The sequence below is a fragment of the Ensifer sp. Root423 genome (assembly GCF_001426275.1).
Classification (GTDB): Bacteria; Pseudomonadota; Alphaproteobacteria; order Rhizobiales; family Rhizobiaceae; genus Ensifer; species Ensifer adhaerens.
Window position 1 is genome coordinate 365,645 of sequence record NZ_LMEG01000001.1, and the last position, 19,649, is coordinate 385,293.

Genomic DNA, 19,649 nt, shown 5'->3' on the forward strand with positions numbered 1-19,649 from the left:
GGGCGCTCTCAAGCGTTTCCGGAACTGGATCTGGTGGGGATGGATCGAAGCGCGCGGCGACAGATGCGCGATGTCGCGGGTCCTGAGCTTTCGGCGGACCAGCGTGCCGCCAGCGCCTGGACCCACTCGGGCCGATCCTTGGCCGCATCGTTCAGCCAGTTTCCGACCGAATCCTGCACGTAAGGCGAGGGATCGGCGCGCAACGGCTCGAGCACGGGCAGCGCGCGTTCGGGTTCTTTCTTGAGCACTGAGAGATGGGCGCACCAGACGCCGCGCGGGCGGATGGATTCCGAGGCGAAACGGCGGATGCGCTCGGATGGATCTGATGTCCACTCTGCCGCCAGCAGGGCGATCGCTTGATCCAGATCGGCCGCGAGATGCGGGCGAACGGCGATCCAGGCCCATTCGCGAACACCGAAATGGCTATCGTCGGCCAGCGGCCGGATCGCGGCCAGCCGCTCGGCGAGGGTCATGTTTTCTCTGGCCGCCACCACGAAACAGGCCCAGCCGCGCACCGTGTCCGAGGAATGCTGCTTGAGCGTCTCGAAAGTCGAGGGGCCGAGGCGCTCTCCGATCAGCCGGGCGGCAAGCGGCATGCGCCGGGAGATGCCGGCCGACGCGGCCGATGTCATCTCGGCAAGGGCATCGTCGTCGATGCCGGGCACGATGTTGCCCATCAGCGCTGCGAAGTCGACCGCGAGGCATTCGGTCAAGGTGATGGCTTGCGCTCCGGCGTTCAGCTGCGCCAGGCGCTCGGCGCCAATGCCGCTGGCGCCGCGTTTCTTGGTCTTGCTCTCGCTCACGTCTGTGTTTCCGGCGTGTTCTTGGGCGTGGCGCCGGTCTCCAGATTTTGCCAGATGCGCTTGAGCAGCCGGTGGAACGTCTGGTGTTCATCGGCGCTGAAACCGGCAAACAGCGAGGCGATCCAGGCGCTGTGTTCGCCCAGCAGATCGCGGGCAGTCCTGCGGCCGGTTTCGGTGAGCATTACCGCGATCTTGCGCCGGTCATTAAGGCCCGAGCGGCGCTCGACGAAGCGATCGCGCTCCAGGCCGTCGAGGAGCCCGGTGATGGTGGCGCGCGTCACGCCCGCGCGATCGGCAAGCTCGTGCGGCGACAGGCCCTCGGGTTGATCGTTGAGCAGGAAGAGGATAACGAACTTGCCTTCCGAAAGCCGGTGGGGCGCCAGTCTTGTGGCGCAATCCCGGTCGATCGCGCCTGACAGCGCCAGCAGTTCGAAGCAGGCGCGCATGTTGCCGGTCTCGGCGACCGCACGACGCTCGGCTTCCTGCAACATGGCCCGGTGTTTTTGTTCCAGCATTGTCATAAGGCGACAGATAATAAGGCGCCTAATTAGAGTCAACGGCTTCTTCGTTGTCGGCTGTGGATGGGGCGGCAGACCTGCCCTACCGCCCGATCATCCGCTCCTGCATTTCTTCGCCGATGAAGCAATTGTAGCCCTCACCGAACCGGGCTGCGCGCACCGTTTCGGGCGACAGGCGGCTTATCTCCAGGCCGGAGATTTCGATGATCAGCTTGCGCAGGATGGCGCGGGCGAACTCGCCGCTGTCCGTCACCTCCACCAGAAAGGCGCCGTCGCCGCCGATCACGCATTCGCGGTAATAGGCGTCGAGATCGGGGATCGCGGCGGAGTCCGAGGCGGCGTGCGTCTTCAGCATGATCGGCAGGCCGTCGATGGTGATGCCGCGGGCAACGGTGGAATTGCGGGCGACAGGGGCGGGGACGCCGGAATTGTTGGGACCGTCGCCCGAGATGTCGATGACGCGGCGGCTGCCCTCAAAGGGGCTGTAGTCGAACAGCCGTCGGGTGAAGGCCAGCGTGTTGGAGATCGAGGTGAAGGCGATCCGCCGGATCGGCTGCCGCCGCAGCAGCTCGGAATATTGCGAGGCCGTGCCGCGGCCGTCGATCAGCGTCCAGGGCGTGGCCTGCACCGCCGAGCCGCCCCATTCGACATAGGTGACGGCGATGCGGCCGACAGGACCATTCTCGATCGCCTCGATGAGGGCGGGCTCCAGGAAGGCCGCGACATAGCCCTGCCGCTGCAGCCGCTGCTCGTCGAGTTCCATGGAATAGGAAACGTCGACGGCGAGCACCAGTTCGAGATCGACCCGGAGCGGTTCGGCGGAAGCACTCCCGCAGAAAAGGCAGACGTAGGCAAGAAGGGTCGATCCGAGCTTCATGGCGGCCGATACCGAAGGCGAGCGGGATATCCATGCTACGCCCAAACCGACCTAGCGCAATGGGGGGTCCGCCGCCGATGGATTGGCCGGCTGAGCCCCCTGCGGTTAGGCAAACCTGCCGGCAGGCTCTGGTCAGGTCAGCGGCGCAGCTTCTGCAAAAGCGGTTCCAGCGCCTCGATCAGCGGTTCGGGCGAAACCGGATCGCCGCCTTCCTCCCAAGCATTCTGAAACTCGGCGATTTCAAGCCCGACGACTTCGCTCCCGGCAAGGACAGCACAGGCTGCACGCAGGTCATCGAGCGACAGCCCGTTTTCATGCTGGTAGTCGGTGGGCACGATGCCGGGGCTCAGCACGTCGCAGTCGAGGTGGATATAGACCGGTCGGCCGGCGACGGCTTCGGTCAGCCTTTGCGGGAGATTGGCACCGGGACGAATATGCGGAATGCGCTTCGCCTCGATGAGTTCGGCCTCGAAGGGATCGAGGTCGCGCTGGCCGACGAGCACGATATTTTCGATCGAAAGCCCGCCGCCCAGACCGGACTGCCAGAGGCCGCAGGGCCCGGACAGCGCCAGCCCGCCGAGATAGCCGGTGCTGCTGGCCTCAGGCGTATTGAGGTCGCCATGGGCGTCGAACCAGACGACGACCGCATTGCCGTGGTGCCTCGCAAGGGCAGGCAGGGTTGCGAGCGAGACGGCACAGCGGCTGGTCGCTGCCAGCGAAAACGATCCCTCGGCGTAGACCACATCGAAGCGATCTCGCATGCGCTTCAGAGCCGGCATCGCGGCTTCGAGCTCGACCGCCCAGTGGCCGTTCAGCGCCGGTTCCGGATCTCCGACCGTGACCGTTTCGAGGCCGAGTTTTCGGGCGAGATGGGCGGCAACGGACTTCGCGCCGGGAATGCCGAGGTCGTTGTGATCGCCGGCGCGACCCTGAAAGCAGGTGAGGGCAATGGGCATCGATGGCGGCTCCAACTCGCGTTTGCAGCGAACGAAGCACAGAGGCCGTCGATTTGGCAAGGCTGGAAGCCGAACGGCGCAATGCGGTTGCGTCCGTTCGGTATTCCTTCATGCCAGCGTCCCTGCTCGGTGTGCCTTCTATCCGAACACCAGCGAGCGGTGCAGTTGCGCGCCGGCCCAGGCGCCGTCGCCGACGGCAAGCGAGACGGAGTGGGGAACGCGGCCGACGTCGCCGCAGGCATAGGCGCCGGGAATGGTGGTTTCCTTGGCGGCCGTCGCCCGGATCTGCAGGCCCATCGGGGTCTCCTCGATCTCGCAGCCGAAGCGCTCGGCGATGTCGCATGAGGGCGTGGTGCGGGTGGCGACGAAAAGGCCTGCGAAGGGCAGGCGGCGGCCATCCGTCAGCACCACGTCGGCATGGCCTTCGAGCCGTGCGACCGGGGTTTCGTCGATGGTCACGCCGCGCCTGACGAGATCGGCACGGCCTTCGGCGTCGAGGGTGATGGCGCCATTGGTGAAGAAGGTCACCTTGCCCCATTCCGGAATGAGCTGCGCCTGGTGGATCGACATGGGGCTTGCCGCGATGACGGCGATCTCGCCCTGGTTCAGCTCGTAGCCGTGGCAATAGGGGCAATGGAAGGCGCTCTTGCCCCAGCGCTCGGTCAGCCCCTCGATCTGCGGCAGGCCGTCCTTGACGCCGGTTGCAAAGAGCAGGCGCCGGCCTTCGAAGGAGGCGCCGTCAGCGGTGGCAACGAAGAAGGCATCCTGCTTGCCGCTGGCTTTCTCGGCACGGCCGTCGATCCAGGTGAGCGTGGGGTATTTGGAGAGCTGCGCCCACGCGGTTGCGGCAATCTCTGACGGGTCGATGCCGTCCTGACCGAGGAAGCCATGGGAATGGCTGGCAAAACGGTTGCGGCGAATGCCCTCGTCGATGATCGTCACGCGCCGGCGGGCGCGCAGGAGCTGGAGGGCGGCGGCCATGCCGGCATAACTGCCGCCGATGATGATGACGTCCTGTTGCATGGGTCTTCCTTTCGGTTGGGCGCAGGCCAGCCCACCGGTTTCTTGAACCAGTGTCTCGACCCGGGCTTTGGGCAATAGGGTTCCGGCCGGAAACCGCTTATGCGGTCCCGGTGTAATCGGATGTGTCGGGATCGATCACGTCAGGACGGATCGATCGGCTGCTGTCAGTGCGATCGGAGCCGGTGCCGCCTGGCAAAGTCCTCGGCTAGGTCGGCAAGGGTCACGTGGGCGAAGCGGTCGAGCAGCAGCGCCTCGGCCTCCGCAAAGGCGGTATCGAGGGCGGCGTTGACCGCCTGTTCGACGAGGCATTCCGGCATTTCCTGCCGGTTGCCGATGGCAAAGATCGCGGGTTCGCCGAGTGTTTCGTGCAACTGCCTGAGCGTCACGGTCTTGAGATCGGCAGTGATCGCCCAGCCGCCCGCATGGCCGCGGGCGGAGGAAACGATGCCGGCATCGCGCAGGAAACCCATGGTGCGACGAACGACCACCGGATTGGTGCGCATGCACATGGCAAGCTCGTCCGAGGTCAAGGGCTCGCCGCGCTCGGCCATGTGCAGGAGCGCGTGCAGGACGGAGGAAAGGCGGCTGTCTTTTTTCATGTAACTTCAATTATTACGAATCGAAGTACGATGCAAGCGGTACCTCTAGCTCACGCCTAAAAGTGCCAAGCGACAGAGGCTTGCCTGACGAGGTGCCACTCCTGTTGTCAGCGCATTCGGCTAAGATCGCCGGTATGCCCACCACCGCTCTTCGACTGGGGTCTTCGGTCCGCCGGAAGCTTGTACCGTGAAGACAGACGTTATCGTTTCATAGCTGAAATCCGCGACCACCTCAGTTGCAACAACTTCACAACGTTCTCGATCTTCATCGTCAAAAGCTGAGTCTACTAAGAACTCGAGGACGATATTGTCGTTGTTCCAGCCGCACGTTACGGCCGATATCGTCGGCGGGACTGTTCCGAGCAAGGCGCGTTGCACGCTGAGGAGCAGTCGTTTCTCGCGATCTGACGCTGGCATAAGTACCTTCATTGCTGGGGCGGTTCGAATCTATGACGCCAGATGGATGGCCCCAAAGGGATTGTACTTGAACTCGTCCTCGTCATAGGCGTCGACGGGCAGCAATTGGGCGCCGCGGTGCTTCAGCACCGTCTCGACGCCGTCGCTGAAGACTTCGTCGGCAACGGTGTCGATCAACGCGCTCAAGGCCAGTTCGTCGTCGGAGAGGGTTTTCGGCGCGTAGACTTCGGGTATCCCGACCAGATGGAAGCCGATGCTGTAGAGATGTTCGTCGGTGCCGATCGGCCGCTTGGCAAAGGCGAGGCGGCAGGGGCGGGCAAGTGCAGCGCCTGTTTGGCCTTCGGCGTCGCGAGCAAGCTCTTTCCACCTCTCAACGCCGTGGGCGACGCCGGCGCTCTCGCCCTTGGCGGCGACGATGCCGTTATCGAGGGTGTGGGCGACCAGCCGAAGTGCGATGACTGAATGTTTGACCGCATCCTCTGCCGTCATCGGCGGGCCGAGCACATAGATGACCGAGCGATGGTCGCTGACGGCCTCTTCGTCGGCTTCGGTCCAGGCACCCTTCTTGACGCGATCCCGGCAGACTTCGAAGGATATCGGCATGCGGTCATCCGGCGCGTCCTCGGAAAACGTATAGTCGATCTCGAAACCCAGGGCGAAATCGTCGATCGCCGACTGGATCATCTCGCAAAGGTGGGAGAAGGGGCGTTCTCCGCCGAGCAGGCAGAGCACGTGACGTGGTTTGACTTCGGAAAAGCTCATGGCCGCTGTCCCCCGGTGGTTTTGGCGAAGCTGTCGCAGACACCACCACAAGATGCAAGCGGTCAGTGGATGGCTTTCCTAGGCGTGCGCCGGACTTTGGCCGCCGGCCGGCTGCTGTGCTCGTGCGACAATGACGATGCCGACGAGCGAGACGGCGAGGCCGACGGCCATGGCCCAGGAGAGAGGCTCGCCGAACATGACGAAGGCCCAGATCATCGTCACGGGCGGGCTCAAATAGAGGATGGCGGTGACGCGGGCGGGCGAGGATTTTTTCAGCGCCAGATAATAGAGGCTCCAGGCGCCGAAGGTGGCGACGAAAACGAGCCAGAGGATACCGCCGACAAAGCCCGGATCGAGCACCGGCAGAACGCTGCCCTCATGCCAGGAAAAGAGCGCGAAGATCGCTGCCGCCGACAGGCACTGGATCGAGAGGCTTTGATGCACCGGCATGGCGCCCGCCGGGCTGCGCTTCTGCAGCAGGGTCGCCAGCGCCAGCGACAGGGTGCCGAGAACTGGCAGGCCATAGGCCCAGAGCGGAACGTTGCCGATATCGAGCGACCAGCCGGAGGCGATCAAGACACCGGTCAGCCCGATGAAGGAGCCGAGCCATTGGCGGGCGGTCAAGGCCTGGCCGAGGACCGGCCAGGAGAGGATGGCGACGGCAAGCGGCAGCATGTCGGTGATCAGCGCCACGAGGCCAGTGGGCACGCCATAGGAAATCGCCAGCGCAAAGCCCGCGAGATAGCCGGACATGGCAAGCGCGCCGAAGAGCATCTGCGGCACGGCGTCCTGCAACCGGATCTTTGGCCCGACCGTCAGGGCGAAGGGCAGCAGTATGAGACCGGAGACGAGGCTGCGCCAGAAGAGGATCAGGAAGAGCGGCGCGTGATCGATGGCGAAGCGGATGCCGACGAAGCCGGCGCTCCAGGAGATCACCAGCGCGGCCTCGAGCAGGATCAGGATGACGACGGCCCACATCCGGTTTGGCCGGCGGGAAGGCAGCGCAGCGACGTCGCTCATATCAAGGGTTCCGGCTCTAGCGGCTGGGGAGGGCCGCGTCGATGGCGGCGGCGGATCGCGGGCGTTCGGCGCGGCGGCGCCGGGCCGGCATCGGCAGGGTGAGGATGAAGAGCGAGCCGACGATCAGCCCGATGCCCGCCCAGCCCTCGGCCGGCAGGCGCTCGCCGACGATGACGACGGCAAGCACGGCGGCGATGACCGGTTCAAGCAGCGACAGCGTGGTCGCCATGGTGGCCGACACGCGGGCGAGGCCATAGGCGAAGAGCACGTAAGCGACCAGCACCGGCACCAGCGCCATGTAGATACCGACGGCGACATTGGTCGACGACGCTAAAAGCGGCGCGCCGGTGAAGGCGAGCACCGGCAACAGCAGAGTGCCGCCGACACCGAAGATCGAGCCCATGGCGGCACGCGGCGGAATGCCCGCCTGCATCAGCCGCCGCGCCACCCAGGAATAGAGCGCGTAGAGCAGGCCGGAGACCAGGCCGAGCAGGATGCCGTAGAGGACCGCCGTCGCGTCGGCAGCACCGGCGCTGCCGTGGCTTTCCGAAAAGGTGAGAAGCACGGCGCCGCCAAGGCCGGCGGCGGCACCCAGCAACCAGCGAGTGGTGAGCTTCTGACCGTCGAAGATGCGCTCGATCAGCGAAGCGGCGAGTGGCGCCGAGCCGATGGAGATGACGGTGCCGATGGCGACGCCGGCGAGATGCATGGAAGAGTAGAAGGCAAGCGGATAGATCGCGACCGAGAGCGAGCCGAGGATCAGCATCGGCCACTGCGCGGCGATCTTCGCCCTGCTTTTGACGATCGAATGCAGCGCCGTCAGCGCCAAGAGCAGGCCGCCAAGGCCCATGGCGACGGCGCCGATGCCAAGCGGGCTGACCCCTGAAGCAAAGGTGGCGGTGGTGCCGGTCGTGCCCCAGAGCGCGGAGGCGGTGAGCACGCAGGCAAAGCCGACGAGAGAAGCGGAATTTCGGGAGGTCATAGCTGGTCCATGATCGAGATGGCGATCCGGCGCGCGGTCTTCAGCCGTGCGTCATGTCCGTCGAGTCCGGCACGCGACATCGCGCCTTCGAGCAGGAAGGAGAGGTGCTCCGCCGTCTCGTCGATGGCGGCACCCGCGTCGGGCTTCATCTCGGCGAGATATTGCTTGAAGAGCGTTTCCACCTCGTCCTTCTGCGAGGCGACGATGTCGCGGGCGGGATCGCCGACCGAAAGCTCGGCTGCGGCATTCAGGAGCCCGCAGCCGCGGAAACCCCAGGAATAGGCCATTTCAGCGTGGTCGACATAGCTGTCGAAGATCGCCAGCGCACGATCTCTCGGCGTTGCCGCATGAGCCAGGCGCTCGCGGTAAAGCTCCTGCCATTCCCGGTGGCGCGCCTCGATATAGGCGTTCACCAGATCGGTCTTGGACGAGAAGTTGTTGTAGAGGCTCATCTTGGCGACGCCCGCATGCGCGGTGATCGCATCGATGCCCGTGGCACCGACCCCATCCCGGTAGAACAGTTCGGCTGCCGCCTTCAAAAGCCGCTCGCGCGCCGGCGCCTTGTCGCTCATCGCTTTCTCCAATCTATTAGGTAGACCGATCTACCTATTTTGGTCCGATGTCAAGTGACGCGGTGTTTTTCAAAGGGGATGAGGATGCGGTGATGCGCCGGCCGATCGCCGCCGTTTGTGTTTGCGGCTGTAACCGTAACGTACTTCCGCGCGTCGCACGCAACGGGTCTACTGCTCGGCATGCATTCGCACTAAATTTCGCATTGGTGGCCCGCAATGGAGTTTGCGAGGCAGCGGCGGTCGAGAGATTTCAAGGCCGCCGGCCGCGGCGTATGAGGGAGATTCGGCATGCTGCGATTTATACTCACAGGGGTGGTGCTTCTGGCCGGCGCGACGAACGTCGCGGCGCAGGATATGTTGCCGGCCGAACTCCGGGACCGCGCGATCGCCCGCCGGGCGACGGAGGCGGTGATCTGGGGCATGCCGGCGGTCAATGCCGACCTGATGCTGCAGACGATGCTTTCGACGACGAAGGCCAGGGCCAACGAAGTCGTCTACTGGTCTCGCCCGGTCAACTGGAAGAACCAGACGCTGACGCCGAACCCGGATTCGATCTATTTCATGTCCTTCTGGAACGTGAAGGAAGGGCCCATCGTCATCGAGATCCCACCGGCCGAGGGCGGATCGATCGCCGGCAACATCGTCAACGCCTGGCAGATGCCGCTCGAAGATGCCGGCCCGCATGGCGCCGACGAGGGCAAGGGCGGCAAGTACCTGATCCTGCCGCCGGATTACATGGGCGAGGTGCCGGAGGGCTTCATTCCGCTTCGCTCGGACACCTTCACCGGATTTGCTCTGCTGCGTTCCAACCTGAAGAGCCATGCCGACGCCGATATCGAAAAGTCGGTCGCCTATGGCAAGAAGATCAAGATCTACCCGATGCCGGTGACCGACAAGCCGCCGGAAACGGTCTTTACCGACGCCTATGACGTGCTGTTCGACAGCACCATCCGCTTCGACGCCAGCTTCTTCGACAATCTGAACCGGGTCGTCCAGACCGAGCCGTGGCTCGAGCGCGACCGGGCGATGATCGACCAGCTGAAGACGCTCGGCATCGAGAAGGGCAAGCCCTTCCAGCCAAGCGCCGAAACCAAGGCGCTGCTCGACAAGGCGGCGGCCGAAGCCAGAGCCGAGCTTTCGGCGCGCTATGACGCCGGCTTTCCTGTCATCAACGAGGGCATCCGCTGGTTCCCCGCCGGGTTGCCGGACATGGTGAAGGCCGCCTCGGAGGCCTATGCCGATCCCGGTCTCTATCCGGTCGATGCCCGAGGCGTGACCTATACGCTCGGCTTCACCGGCATCAAGCGGCTGGGCACGGCGCAGTTCTACCTGATGGCCAACAAGGACAAGGACGGCAATCCGTTCGACGGCGGCGCTAACTACCGCCTCGTCGTGCCGAAGGATGCGCCGGTCGAGCAGTACTGGTCGGTGACCGCCTACGACCGCGAGACCCATGCGCTGATCCGCAACATGGACAAGGCGAGCGTCGCCTCGATCGGCGAGGGGGTGAAGAAAAATGCCGACGGCTCGGTCGACGTCTATTTCGGCGCCAAGGCGCCTGCGGGCAAGGAGGCGAACTTCGTGCCCGTCGACCCTGCCCGCAAGTTCGAACTGCTTTTCAGGCTCTACGGCCCGGAAAAGCCGCTGTTCGAGAAAAGCTGGAAGCTGCCCGACGTGGAGAAGATGCCGTAGCGCTTGCAAATGCCGTACTTGCAAAGTGACGGTGTTGACGCATTCCGGCGGAGCCATAGCTATGCATGCAGCCGCGGGCGGAAGGAGCCACCATGTGCGGACGCGTCTATCTGAAGACCAATCTGGAGGGGGTGCTGCGCGCCTTCGGCTTTGCCGAGCGTGGCGGCGTCGAGACGATCGCCAACCAGTTTCCGCGCTATAACGGAGCGCCGACGCTCACCTATCCGATCATCATCCGCGACGTGATCCGCGATCCCGATCTCTTCGGGCCGGTCTTCGTCTCGGCCCGCTGGGGCTTGATCCCGAGCTGGACGAAGGATCCGAAGGCGGGCAGGCCGCTCGTCAACGTGCGTTCCGACACGATCGCCAGCAAGTTCCGCTCGTCCTACCAGCGCCGGCGCTGCCTGGTGCCGATCGACGGTTTCTTCGAATGGAAGGACATTCACGGGACCGGCAAGGACAAGCAGCCCTATGCAATCGCCATGAAAACGGGCGAGCCGTTCTGCCTTGCCGGCATCTGGGAGAGCTGGCGGAACCCCGATACCGACGAGGATATCCGCACCTTTGCGATCGTCACCACCGACGCCAACGCGATGATGGCCGACATCCACGACCGCATGCCTGTCATCCTGCATCCCGACGATTACGAGCGCTGGCTTTCGCCGGAGCCGGAAGCCCCTGACCTGATGAAGCCGTTTCCGCCTGAGCTCATGACGATGTGGAAGATCGGCAGCAAGGTCGGCTCGCCGAAGAACGATACGCCGGATATCTTGGATCCGGTGGATTGAAGGGGAAGCGCTTCACTTCGTCCATTGAGCCCAAAGCAATGACGGCACGATCGCAAGTGCCATAACCACCTGAAACACGATGTACGCGATGATGATAAAGGCGATATCGTGAACGATTGTTTTGGCAACCTTCACGATCCTCCCGCTGCAGCTTTGCCGCCTCAAATCGGTGCCTTTACGTCATCGCCGTAGGTGTAGGTCAGACGGCGCTCAGAGATGTTATCGAGAGGCAGCGCCCTGAAATGGGATTTTAGCGGCAACCCGGTTTCCTTGGAAATCCACATTTCGACACGGACATTATAGTCCTTTTGGATCTGTCGCTCATATCGATAGACCGTAGCAGCGATACCCGCGACGTCTTCATGGCGGAGAAGCGCACAGTTCGCCGCTATTTCCGGCTCAGCGGACGCCGGAAGAGGCACGCTGGAGCTTGCGCCCAATGTGAGCAGCTAACGTCCATATGTACCGTTGTGACATCGATGCCTTCCTTGATTGCGGCTGAAACTGAACACGATCCTTTGTGTTGTGCGAGAGGGGTGGCCTGGAAAAGCGTCGTATCGCCTGACGGGAGCGCAAGCTCAGTGCTCGACATTGTCTTGGCGACCTGATCTAGCTGCCTGCGCCAGCCACAGGCTCATGGAAAGGCCAGCTCTTGTTCTATCTTCTCCGCCATGGCGAAACCGTCTGGAACACGCTCGGTCGGTTCCAGGGGCAGCTGGATTCGCCGCTGACGAGGCTTGGCGTCGAGCAGGCAGATGCTGTCGCCAACCTCCTTCGCGCCGAGATTGGTGATGAGGTGCCGTCGTTCGAGATGCATGTCAGCCCGCTCGGACGGACCCGCGAAACCGCCGAAAGGGTGCAGCGGGTGCTGCCGCTTGCGAGCCGCGAGGATGCGCGGTTGATGGAGGTTTCGGTCGGCTGCTGGGATGGCATGACCAAGTTCGAGATCGACATGGAGTATCCGGGCAAACTCGATGGTTCCGATGTCTTCGACTGGTATTTCCGTTCGCCGGATGGGGAGAGTTTCGATGCCGCCTGTGCGCGGGCGGAAAGCTGGCTTGCGGATATCCGGCGGCCGACGGTCGCGATTTCCCATGGGCTGTTCGGCCGGTTGCTGCGCGGCGTCTATGCCGGCCTCTCCAGGCGGGAAATGCTGGAGCTGCCGGTGCCGCAGGATGGATTTTATCGTCTCGGCGAAGGGACGTTCAGCCTCGTCACCGGCATATCGACCGGCCGACAACTGGCGTCCGCTACCGAGTGAAAGCACCAGCGCGGCACCTCGGTCGGCTCCCGGGCTTTTCCAGTGGCCGCCGCGGTGGATCGACGTTTCTTCGCGGTTGGAGGGCTATCGGCCAAAGGCAGACGCGGACTGCGCAAGCATCACGTTTGCATCACCTGCTCCAGAGCGCTCAGCAACGCCCGCGTATCCGCCGGCTTGCCGACATTGACTACCCCCGCCAGAACCTCTCCGCCGACCTGCTCCGGCTTTTCATAGGCGCTGGCAAGCACGAAGGGCACGCTCTGCGCCCGCAGCGCCTCCGCCACCGGCGTCACGGTGCCGTCTTTCAGGGTAACGTCCAGAATGGCCACCGCCGGCTCGGCGCTTCGCAAGAGCTGCAGGGCCTGCTTTACCGTCGCGGCGGGTCCCAAGACATGCCAGCCGTGCCTTTCCAGCAGCAGCTCAAGGTCCATGGCGATCAGGAACTCATCCTCGACGAGAAGCACGGACTTGGACATGAAACCAGTCTCTGTCTTTGGAGACCGGTGACAGGGGCGTAGCGATCTCTGCTGCCAAACCCTTTGGTGCATAGTTCAGTTCCACGCGCGCGCCCAATTCGCTTCTCACGGAGAATTCGATAAGCCTGGTGCCGAAGCCCGCCGTCGTCGGGGGCGTGACCGACGGACCGCCGCTTTCCTGCAAGGCCAGCAGAAGACGCCTCTTAATGGCCTTCTCGATCTTCAAGCGGATGGCGTGCCTGCCGTTCCTACAGGTCCCGCGCGAAAATCTGGCCGGTGAGATCCTTGCCGAAGCTGTGGTGTTGTTCTTCCTCGATCAGCGCGAAGCCGGCCTTCTCGTAGATGTGGCGGGCGGCGTCGAGGCCGGCATTGGTCCACAGGATCATGCGGTGGTAGCCCAGAAGGCGGGCGTGGCGCATGCATTCCTCGACCAGCCGACGGCCGATGCCGAGGCCCCGGGCGGTGGGCTCGACATAGAGCAGGCGCAGCTTCGCCGTCGTTTCATCGTGGCGGACGAGAAATACCGAGCCGACGACCTTGCCGTCTTTTTCGGCGATCCAGCATCGATCCGACTTCGGATCGTAGTCGTGCATGTATTTGACGACGATCTCGGCGACCAGCGCTTCGAACGCGGTGGTCCAGCCATATTCCTGCGCATAGAGCGCGCCCTGCCGGTGGATCACCCAGCCCATGTCGCCCGGCTGCGGATCGCGCAGGATGAAGCCCGGCGTACGCTCCTCGGCAAGCAGGCTTTCGATCTCGCCCATGGCGCCCACCAGCTGCTTCTGTTCCGGCACCGAAAGCTTCTCCAGCATGGCGACGACTTCGCGCTGTGATGCATCTTCCAGGGGCTGGAAGATCACGCGCCCCGCGTCCGTCAGCTCGAGTTGCGTGACCCGGCCGTCGGCCGGCGAACGGGTCTTTTCGATCAGCCCCTTCTTCTCGAAGCCGGTAATGACGCGGCTGAGATATCCCGCATCGAGGCCGAGTTCGCGGCAGAGGTCGCTCGCCGTCAGACCGGAGCGATGCGCCAACTCATAGAGAATGCGGACTTCGGTCAGCGAGAAGGCGCTGGCGAGCAGATGCTCGTGCAGCAGGCCCATCAGTCGGGTGTAAAAGCGGTTGAAGTGCCGCACCGTCTGGGCGCGGTCATCGATTTGCTGCGGAGACATGGGATGCCTTTATGAGTTTGCCTTGATCAGATAATTAGTTGCCTAAGGCAAGTATTGTCAAGCAGGAATGCGCCAAGGCCTGCGGGACCGCCCGCTGCCGAGCGCCGGCGCATGTGCGCCCCCTTTTGGTTTTTGCATTTGCTAATTTAGGTAGGAGATCGTTTCAGGCTGCGATAATATCGGATCGGATATCTCTTAGGTCCGGAAGTCCGGAACGGGCCGCTTTTCAACGTGTTTGGCAAGCCCATGGAGCAGAGATTAGCCGCAGTGCTGGCGGCCGATATGGCCGGCTACTCCAGGCTGATGGAGGCCGACGAAGCGGGCACGCTTGCGCGGCTCCGCACGCACCGCATCGAGCTCATCGATCCCGCGATCGCCAAGAACAAGGGGCGGCTGATCAAGACCACCGGCGACGGGCTGCTGGTGGAATTCCAGAGCGTGACCGATGCGGTCAAATGCGCGGTCGAGATCCAGCAGCGCATGAAGAGGCGGAACTCCGATGTGCCGGAGGACCGGCGGATCGAATTCCGCATCGGCATCAATCTTGGCGACATCATCTTCGAGGACGACGACATCTTCGGCGACGGCGTCAACATTGCCGCGCGCGCCGAGCAGCTGGCCGAGGTCGGTGGCATCTGCGTGACAGCGGCGGTGGCGACACAAGTGGCTGACCGGCTGGAATTGCCGATCGAAGATCTCGGAGAGAAGACGCTGAAGAACATCAGCCGGCCGGTGCGCCTCTACCGCGTCGGTCTCGAGGGTCTGGACCTTCCGGCCTCGACGGGAGGGAGCGAAGCGAAAAAGGGCGTCTGCAAACCGACGATCGTCGTCTTGCCCTTCGACAATATGAGCGGCGATCCCGACCAGGAGTTCTTCGCCGACGGGCTGACCGAGGACATCATTACCGAGCTTTCGCGAAGGCATGAGCTCTTCGTCATCTCGCGCAACTCCTCCTTCGTCTACAAGAACCAGTCGGTCAACGTGCGCGAGGTGGCTGCCAGCCTCGGGGCGCAATATCTGGTGGAAGGCAGCGTGCGCAAGATCGGCGAGCGGGTGCGCGTCACCGTCCAGTTGATCGACGCGGTCAACGACGCACACATCTGGGCCGACAAATACGACCGGCAGCTCGACGACATCTTCGCCATTCAGGACGAGGTGACGGCGGCGATCGCCGCGACCGTGCCCGGTCGGCTGGAGGCCGCCCAGCGCGACCAGCTTTCGCGCACCAAGCCGGCCAACATGGCGGCCTATGAATGTGCGCTTGCCGCCAAGGTGCTGCATCACCGCAGCAGTGCCGACGACAACAGGCAGGCGCAGGCGTTGATCGACCGTGCCGTTTCGCTCGATCCCGGCTATGCCCACGCGCATGCCTGGCGGGCCTGCATCCTCGGGCAATCCTGGGTCTACGGCTGGTGTGCCGACAAGGAGGCGACCTGGGCCGAGGTCAATGCCGAGCTCGAACGGGCGCTTGCGCTCGACGACAACGACGCCGACGTGCATCGCATCCTTGCCGCCGTCAACGTCAACACCAACGAACTGAGACGGCGCGCTATCACCAGGAGCGGGCGCTGTTCCTCAACCCCAATTACGACCTCGTCGTGGTGCAGCAGGGCGAACTCTTGACCTGGCTCGGCCGGCCGGAGGAGGGAGCGGAATGGATCCTGAAGGCGATGCGCCTCAACCCGCACCACCCGGAACGCTTCTGGAGCCACCTCGGCAAGGCGCATTTCGCCGCGCGCCGATATGGCGAGGCGATCGAGGCCTTCATGCACCTGACCTCGATGGACGAGACCCAGCACGCCTTCGTCGCCGCCTGCCACGGCTGGCGCGGTGATGCGATTGCGGCGGGCGCGCATATCGGCAAGGTCAAGGCGCTGGCGCCGAGCTTCGAGATCGAGACCTTTCTGGCGACCATGCACTATGCGCAGGAGGAGGACCTGCAGCATCTGCGCGAGGGGCTGGTGAAGGCGGGGGCGGGGTGAAAAGCGGGCCCGCGCGCTCAAGGCCTGCGCGTGGACGCAAGCACGGATCCGGAGGCGAGGAGGATGCGTTTCCGCCCCTGACAACGCAATTGCGGAGCCTGCTGCACCGTCGGGAGAGGTGGCTATGGAAGCAGTTCGCGCAGAACGGCGGCTGGTGGCCATTCTTGCCGTCGACGTTGTCGGCTACTCGCGGCTGATGGAGGCCGACGAGGCCCGTACGCTCGCAGCCATCAAGGCGTGGCGTTGCGACATCTTCGATCCCCTCATGCAGGACTACCACGGCCGCATCGTCAAACTGATGGGCGACGGTGCGATCGTCGAATTCGGCTCCGTCGTCGATGCCGTCGCCTGTGCGGTCGCGTCGCAAAACAGGGTTGCGGCGCGCCAGGCGGATATCCCGCGCGAGCATCGGCTGCTGCTGCGCATGGGCATCAACCTCGGCGATGTCGTCGTCGAGGGGGATGATCTGCTCGGCGACGGCGTCAACGTCGCAGCCCGCCTCGAGCAGATGTGCGAGCCAGGGGGCCTGTTCGTCTCCGGCACCGCCTTCGACCACCTGCAGGGCAAGTTCGAACTGCCGCTGGAGTTCATTGGCGAGCATCACGTGAAGAACATCCAGCGGCCCGTCCGCGTCTACCGGGTGCAGTTCGACGGAGATCTCAAGAGTCGGCGCTTCACCTTCGAGACCCTTCGCGGCTGGCGCATTGCGGCTGCGCTGGCCGTGATCGTTGCGACCGGCCTTGCCGCGACGTGGCTGGTGCAGAGGCGCGAGAGCGTCGAGCCCGCGTCCGTTGCGCGGAGCGCCTTGCCGCTGCCGCAGACGCCCTCGATCGCGGTGCTGCCTTTCGAAAATCTCAGCTCCGATTCAGCGCAAAGCTACTTCGCCGACGGCATGACCGACGACCTGATCACCGAACTGTCGAAACTGTCGGGCATCTTCGTCATCGCGCGCAACTCGACCTTTGCCTACAAGGGCAAGCCCACCAAGGCGCAGCAGGTGGGGGCGGAACTGGGCGTCCACTATATCCTCGAAGGGAGCGTCCGTCGGGAGGGAAACCAGGTTCGGGTCAATGCCCAATTGATCGACGCGATCGACGGGCACCACCTGTGGGCCGAGCGCTATGATGGGGAAATGAGCGGCGTGTTCGGGCTGCAGGACAAGGTGATCGGACAGATCGTCTCGACGCTCTCCGTGAAGCTGACGAGTGCCGAAAAGAACGTGGCGGCGGTGCCGGAAACGACGAACCCGAAGGCCTACGATACCCTGTTGCGCGGCTGGGAGCATCTTCGCCGCGACAGCGAAGCGGAAACGGTCGCAGCTTCCGCATTTTTCCAGAAGGCGATCGTGCTCGACCCGCACTATAGCCGCGCCTACGCGTCGCTGGCGGCAGCAAACTGGCGGGCGAGCATCCTCTCCTGGGATTATTCCCGCAGGGAGGCCGCGTCCAGGAACCTCGCCAGAAATCTCGCAAAGGCCATGGAGAGGCCGACGCCGCTTGCCTATGCCGTCTCGGCGCAGGTGCTTGCGCAGCAGGGGCGTTACGACGAAGCCTTCGCCGCCATCGACCGAGCGATGACGCTTGCGCCCAACGATCCCGACAACCATGTCGGCATGGCGCGGATCCTCAACGCGACAGGACGCGCGACCGAGGCGGAACAGGAGGCGCGCCTGGCGATGCGGTTCGATCCTCACCCGACGCGGGCAACGCTGCGCATGCTCGCCGTCTCGCTGTTTTCTCAAGGCAAATACGACGAGGCCGCCGCCACCTACGAGCGGGTGCTCGAGAAAAGCTCCGAACTCTTGGGGGATTACGCCACGCTGACTTCGAGCTACGGACATCTCGGCCGCACGGGCGACATTCAGAGGCTGGTCGACCAGTACAACAAACTGGCGACGTCCTCGCTGGGAGATCCGCTCACCGTCCAGGAAAGCGCCTATGACTGGTATGGCAGCGCCTTCAGCTACCACCGGCCCTATATCGCGCGGTTGCAGGAGGGACTTCGCAAGGCCGGATTGCCGGAAGGGGCCGGCACGGACCTTGCCTTCGACGACTATGCCAAGTTCATGACGCTGAAGGGCGAGCTCAGCGTCGAGCGAACGATAAAGGTCGACGTTGCGGAAGTGAAAGCGCTGCTTGCGCGCGGCGTCACCTTCATCGATGTGCGGGCGCCGCTCACCTATGACATTGGCCATCTCCCCAAGGCCGTCAATCTGTCGCTGCTGACCGCGCTATCGAAGGAAAGCCTCGCCAAGGTGGTGGGAAAGGCAGACGAGGTCGCCTTCTATTGTCAGGGCAGAAACTGCACCCATGCCGCCTATGCGTCGGCCAAGGCGATCGCCTGGGGCTACACCCGCGTCTACTATTTCGCCGGCGGATTTCTGGAGTGGGATGACGAGGGCTACCCGCTCGTGATCGAGGTCGGCAAGTAGTTCGGGCTGGGATGTCCCGATCCATTGCTACCGTGGCCCGATGCTGATGAAGATCGACTTCCGGTCGCTGTCCGAGCTGGGGCGCCACTGGCGCGGCATCGGCGTGACGCTCTTCATCAACTGGGCGATCAAGCCATTCTCTATGGCCCTGCTGGCATGGTTGTTCATCGGCTGGCTCTTCCGCCCGTTGCCGCCGCCATCAGCCTGTTCGGCATCCAGTCGGGCGCCGCGCTCGCGACCGTCGTCGGGGTGCTCATCGAGGTGCCGGTGATGCTGTCGGTCGTCTGGATCGTGAACAGGTCCAGGGACTGGTACGAGGTAGCGCCGGCGGTGGCCCGGAATTCCGTCTCGAAAGGCGCATGAGCGATGGAGGCGCGTGTCGCGCTCGCTGGACAACCCTTGATACATGCGCCAATGATGACGGATGGACGAAATCGTCATCCAGGCGCACAAGCATTGCGCCAACCATCGAGCCGAAATCGAAGCGAGCCCGTCCTGCGGATGCTTCTATTGTTGCGAGATCTTTCCGGCGGCCGAGATAAACGAATGGATCGACGATGACACAACGGCGATCTGTCCCCGTTGCGGCATCGATTCCGTCATCGGCAGTGGCTCAGGCTTTCCCGTGACGACGGTCGAATTCCTGGCGCGGATGAGACGCTATTGGTTTTGAGCGTCGCGCCGTCCGCCCTGAAGCGGGGGCGCAACGCCACGTAGACTTCAGCCTGTCGCCATCAAGGCCCAGCTCGCTTGCCGGGCATAGATGACGGCTCCTTGCTGCGATCTTGGTCGGATCAGGCCTCAAGCTCGTGGCAGACAGCCTCGATGTTGTGGCCATCCGGATCGAAAACGAAGGCGGCGTAGTAGTTGGCGTGGTAGCGTGGGCGCAGGCCCGGCGCGCCGTTGTCCCTGCCGCCGGCCGCAAGGGCTGCGCTGTAGAAGGCGTCGACCTGCTCACGGGTCGTGGCCATGAAGGCGAGGTGAAGATGCGCCGGCGTTTCCTCGGTTTGGTAGAGGCACAGCGACGACTTGCCGTCCGTGCTCATCTCCACGCCATGCGCGCCGTGATCGACCACCGAAACGCCGAGCGGTTCGAGCGCCTTCAGGTAGAAGTCGAGGCTTGCCGCATAGTCGCGGACACCGAATTTGACGTGGTCGAACATCGCGTTCTCCTGTGTGCGGGTTTGACGTGCGCTGGCGAGGCGGCGCATTTGCGGCCGGGATTGGGCTGATACCCCGATGGCCTGTTGCAGGCAACCGTAGGTCCTTGGGGGCGCATCGGTATGCGCTCGGGGCCTAGCCTCTTGCCGCGCGGCGC

19 protein-coding genes and 2 pseudogenes are annotated in these 19,649 nt (G+C 63.9%); 8 read left to right on the forward strand and 13 right to left on the reverse strand.

What is annotated here, in order from left to right; genetic code table 11:
• Positions 1 to 8: 8 nt before the first annotated feature.
• From ASD01_RS01825 to ASD01_RS01870, 10 genes are all read right to left on the reverse strand, one after another.
• Positions 9 to 803, reverse strand: coding sequence for a DNA alkylation repair protein (locus ASD01_RS01825; protein ID WP_034793069.1), 795 nt, complete (start codon positions 801 to 803; stop codon positions 9 to 11).
• On the reverse strand, positions 800 to 1,324 hold the full coding sequence (locus ASD01_RS01830; protein WP_034793072.1) for a MarR family winged helix-turn-helix transcriptional regulator: 525 nt from the start codon (positions 1,322 to 1,324) through the stop codon (positions 800 to 802). Before ASD01_RS01830 ends, ASD01_RS01825 begins: the two co-directional genes overlap by 4 nt.
• 79 nt (positions 1,325 to 1,403) lie before the next feature.
• Positions 1,404 to 2,198: a DUF1194 domain-containing protein gene (locus ASD01_RS01835; protein WP_034793076.1), complete on the reverse strand. Its 795-nt coding sequence runs from the start codon at positions 2,196 to 2,198 to the stop codon at positions 1,404 to 1,406.
• A gap of 137 nt (positions 2,199 to 2,335) precedes the next feature.
• Positions 2,336 to 3,154: an arginase family protein gene (locus tag ASD01_RS01840; RefSeq protein ID WP_051659264.1), complete on the reverse strand. Its 819-nt coding sequence runs from the start codon at positions 3,152 to 3,154 to the stop codon at positions 2,336 to 2,338.
• 138 nt (positions 3,155 to 3,292) lie between these two features.
• Complete coding sequence (locus ASD01_RS01845) at positions 3,293 to 4,177, reverse strand: NAD(P)/FAD-dependent oxidoreductase (protein WP_060643532.1); 885 nt, start codon at positions 4,175 to 4,177, stop codon at positions 3,293 to 3,295.
• A gap of 164 nt (positions 4,178 to 4,341) precedes the next feature.
• A complete protein-coding gene (locus ASD01_RS01850) occupies positions 4,342 to 4,776 on the reverse strand; it encodes an RrF2 family transcriptional regulator (protein WP_034793085.1) in 435 nt (144 codons plus the stop codon).
• A 447-nt stretch (positions 4,777 to 5,223) separates the two neighbouring features.
• Entirely contained in the window at positions 5,224 to 5,955 is a 732-nt protein-coding gene (locus tag ASD01_RS01855) for a hypothetical protein (protein WP_051659265.1), read from the reverse strand.
• Between the two features lie 78 nt (positions 5,956 to 6,033).
• Positions 6,034 to 6,975: a DMT family transporter gene (locus ASD01_RS01860; protein ID WP_034793088.1), complete on the reverse strand. Its 942-nt coding sequence runs from the start codon at positions 6,973 to 6,975 to the stop codon at positions 6,034 to 6,036.
• A gap of 16 nt (positions 6,976 to 6,991) precedes the next feature.
• Positions 6,992 to 7,957, reverse strand: coding sequence for a DMT family transporter (locus ASD01_RS01865; RefSeq protein ID WP_034793090.1), 966 nt, complete (start codon positions 7,955 to 7,957; stop codon positions 6,992 to 6,994).
• The gene (locus ASD01_RS01870; protein WP_034793094.1) at positions 7,954 to 8,529 is read right to left on the reverse strand and encodes a TetR/AcrR family transcriptional regulator; all 576 of its coding nucleotides are present in this window, start codon (positions 8,527 to 8,529) and stop codon (positions 7,954 to 7,956) included. Before ASD01_RS01870 ends, ASD01_RS01865 begins: the two co-directional genes overlap by 4 nt.
• Positions 8,530 to 8,817: 288 nt before the next feature.
• Here ASD01_RS01870 and ASD01_RS01875 point away from each other — a divergent pair, with 288 nt between their 5' ends.
• From ASD01_RS01875 to ASD01_RS01890, 3 genes are all read left to right on the forward strand, one after another.
• Positions 8,818 to 10,221 (forward strand): DUF1254 domain-containing protein, encoded by a 1,404-nt coding sequence (locus ASD01_RS01875; protein ID WP_034793096.1) that lies wholly within the window; start codon positions 8,818 to 8,820, stop codon positions 10,219 to 10,221.
• Positions 10,222 to 10,313: 92 nt separating this feature from the next.
• Complete coding sequence (locus ASD01_RS01880; protein ID WP_034793099.1) at positions 10,314 to 11,009, forward strand: SOS response-associated peptidase; 696 nt, start codon at positions 10,314 to 10,316, stop codon at positions 11,007 to 11,009.
• Between the two features lie 652 nt (positions 11,010 to 11,661).
• Positions 11,662 to 12,270, forward strand: coding sequence for a histidine phosphatase family protein (locus tag ASD01_RS01890; RefSeq protein ID WP_034793105.1), 609 nt, complete (start codon positions 11,662 to 11,664; stop codon positions 12,268 to 12,270).
• A gap of 119 nt (positions 12,271 to 12,389) precedes the next feature.
• On the opposite strand, the gene ASD01_RS01895 is transcribed toward ASD01_RS01890, so the two are convergent.
• Together ASD01_RS01895 and ASD01_RS01900 are read right to left on the reverse strand one after the other, a co-directional pair.
• Positions 12,390 to 12,746, reverse strand: a complete 357-nt coding sequence (locus tag ASD01_RS01895) for a response regulator (RefSeq protein ID WP_034793109.1) — start codon at positions 12,744 to 12,746, stop codon at positions 12,390 to 12,392.
• 248 nt (positions 12,747 to 12,994) lie between these two features.
• On the reverse strand, positions 12,995 to 13,918 hold the full coding sequence (locus ASD01_RS01900) for a bifunctional helix-turn-helix transcriptional regulator/GNAT family N-acetyltransferase (RefSeq protein ID WP_034793110.1): 924 nt from the start codon (positions 13,916 to 13,918) through the stop codon (positions 12,995 to 12,997).
• A 246-nt stretch (positions 13,919 to 14,164) separates the two neighbouring features.
• On the opposite strand from ASD01_RS01900, the pseudogene ASD01_RS01905 reads away from it, so the two are divergent.
• The 5 genes and pseudogenes from ASD01_RS01905 to ASD01_RS01920 all read left to right on the forward strand — a co-directional run bounded on the left by ASD01_RS01905 (position 14,165) and on the right by ASD01_RS01920 (position 19,004).
• A pseudogene (locus ASD01_RS01905) lies at positions 14,165 to 15,900 on the forward strand (adenylate/guanylate cyclase domain-containing protein).
• Between the two features lie 124 nt (positions 15,901 to 16,024).
• On the forward strand, positions 16,025 to 18,331 hold the full coding sequence (locus ASD01_RS01910) for a rhodanese-like domain-containing protein (RefSeq protein WP_034793113.1): 2,307 nt from the start codon (positions 16,025 to 16,027) through the stop codon (positions 18,329 to 18,331).
• Between the two features lie 37 nt (positions 18,332 to 18,368).
• A pseudogene (locus ASD01_RS37490) lies at positions 18,369 to 18,527 on the forward strand (arsenical-resistance protein); the annotation flags it as partial.
• Positions 18,488 to 18,694, forward strand: coding sequence for a hypothetical protein (locus ASD01_RS37495; RefSeq protein WP_034793116.1), 207 nt, complete (start codon positions 18,488 to 18,490; stop codon positions 18,692 to 18,694). The pseudogene ASD01_RS37490 and the gene ASD01_RS37495, both read left to right, overlap by 40 nt.
• A gap of 61 nt (positions 18,695 to 18,755) precedes the next feature.
• The gene (locus tag ASD01_RS01920; protein ID WP_034793118.1) at positions 18,756 to 19,004 is read left to right on the forward strand and encodes a hypothetical protein; all 249 of its coding nucleotides are present in this window, start codon (positions 18,756 to 18,758) and stop codon (positions 19,002 to 19,004) included.
• A 121-nt stretch (positions 19,005 to 19,125) separates the two neighbouring features.
• Here ASD01_RS01920 and ASD01_RS01925 read toward each other — a convergent pair whose 3' ends face one another.
• Positions 19,126 to 19,494: a VOC family protein gene (locus tag ASD01_RS01925; protein WP_034793121.1), complete on the reverse strand. Its 369-nt coding sequence runs from the start codon at positions 19,492 to 19,494 to the stop codon at positions 19,126 to 19,128.
• Positions 19,495 to 19,649: the final 155 nt, after the last annotated feature.